1 protein-coding gene is annotated in these 2223 nt (G+C 70.3%); it reads left to right on the top strand.

The window, feature by feature from the left end; all coding sequences use genetic code 11:
- On the top strand, positions 1–2223 hold a 2223-nt coding region (locus tag ACFVHV_RS43685; RefSeq protein WP_380359453.1), incomplete at both ends, for a condensation domain-containing protein.

Raw genomic sequence — 2223 nt, forward strand, 5'->3', positions numbered from 1 at the left:
ACCCGCATCTGGGCCGAGGTCCTCCGCGTCGACCGCGTCGGCGTCCACGACAACTTCTTCGAACTCGGCGGCGACTCCATCCTCACCATCCAGGTCATCTCCCGCGCCAAACGCTACGGCCTGCACCTCACCCCACGCATGATCTTCCAGCACCAGACCGTCGCCGAGATCGCCCGGCACGAGACGCCAGCAGCCGCGCAGGAGGGCTCGGCCGAGCCGACCGGCCCCGCTCCGACCAGGTACGGGCTCGCCCCGCTGCAGTCCGGAATGCTCTTCCACAGCCTCTACGACGCCTCGGACGTGCACCCGTACACGGTGCAGTTCCTCGACGAGTTCGCCGGGCCGCTGGACCTGGCGCGGTTGCGCGAGGCGTGGCAGGCAGTGGTCGACCGGCACTCCGTGCTGCGCACCGCCTTCGTGTGGGAGGGCCTGGACGAGCCGGTGCAGGTGGTCCAGCGGCGGGTCGAGCTGCCCTTCGAGGTGCTCGACTGGCGGTCGTTCCCGGCCGACGAGCGGGAGCGCCGCCTTGACGGGCTCGTCGAGGACGATCGGGTTCGCGGCTTCGACCTCGGGTCCGCGCCACTGCTGCGGCTGACGGTGGTCCGGCTCGGGGACGACCGTGCCCTGGTCCTGTGGACGTTCCACCACCTGGTCCTCGACGGCTGGAGCGCTCAGCTCGTGATGAAGGACGTCTTCGCCCTCTACCGCGCGTCTCTGGACGGCGCGCGCGCCGACCTCGCCGAGCCGGTTCCCTACGCACGCCACATCGACTGGCTGGGGAAGCAGTCCCAGGATCGTGCCGAGCGGTTCTGGCGCCGCCACCTGGACGGATTCGCCGAGCCCACGGCGCTGGGCATCGGCGGCGCCACCGCCGAGCGCGGTTTCGACGACGTGGCGCTACTGCTCGACGCCGAGGCCACGGACCGGCTCGGCGCCTTCGCCCGGTCCAACCGGGTGACCGTCAACACAGTGGTGCAGGGGGCCTGGACGCTGCTGCTCTCCCGCTACGGCGGAGGCGATGACGTGGTCTACGGCTCGATCATGTCCGGCCGGCACGACGGGCTGCCCGAGGCGGAGTCCATGATCGGCTTGTTCATCAACACCCTGCCGGTCCGTGCCCGGGTGCGGCCCGAGCTCCCGGTGGCCGAGTGGCTTCGTGAACTCCAGGCCGAGCACGTCGAGTTGCGGCAGTTCGAGTACACCTCGCTGGTGGACGCCCAGCGGTGGAGCGCCGTTCCCAAGGGCGAGCAGCTCTTCCGGTCGATCCTCGTCTTCCAGAACTTCCCCGGCCTGGGCGAGGACGAACTGCCCGACGGACTCGTCCGCACCTCCCGCCTCGACGTGGAGCGGACCGGCTACCCCATCACGGCCATCGTGTACGACAGCGAGCGGCTCAAGGTGAACATCTCCTACGACAAGGGCCTTTTCCGGCATGCGGAGGTCGAGCGTCTGGTCGGGCACTTCGTGGAGCTGCTGTCGTCGCTGGTGGCCGATCCGACGGCGCTGGTGGGCGAGTTGGAGATGCTGAGCGCGGCGGAGCTGCGGGCCCTGTCGGCGGAGTGGGGTGGTGGTGGGTCGCGCGTCGACGACGCGGCGACGCTGCACTGTCTGGTGGCGGAGCGGGCGCGGGAGTGTCCGGACGCGGTGGCCGTGGTCTTCGGCGAACAGTCCCTCTCCTACGGTGAGTTGAACGCCCGGGCGAACCGTCTCGCCCACCACCTCACCGGGCGCGGGATCGCCGCCGGTGCTCTGGTGGGGGTGTGCCTGGAACGCGGACCCGACCTGGTGGTCGCCCTGCTGGGCGTGCTGAAGGCCGGCGGCGCGTACGTGCCGCTGGATCCCGAATACCCGGCGGACCGGCTGGCGTTCCTGGTCGAGGACACGGCGGCTCCGGTGGTGGTCACCCGGTCCGGCCTGCTCGACCGGCTCCCGCAGACAGGCTTCACCCCCGTATGCGTCGACTCCGACCAGGAGTCGATCGCCCGCGAGTCCGAAGCCGACCCCGTTCCGTCGGCCACCCCGGACGACCTCGCGTACGTCATCTACACCTCGGGCTCGACGGGTGTGCCCAAGGGTGTGCTGGTCGAGCACCGCAGTGTGGTGAACCGGCTACGGGGCACGGACGGCAACTTCGGCTTCGGTCCCGAGGACGTGTGGACGCTGTTCCACTCCTTCGCCTTCGACTTCTCCGTCTGGGAGATCTGGGGCGCACTGACCTACGGC

The organism is Kitasatospora sp. NPDC127116 (assembly GCF_042677365.1).
Lineage (GTDB): Bacteria > Actinomycetota > Actinomycetes > Streptomycetales > Streptomycetaceae > Kitasatospora > Kitasatospora lactacystinica.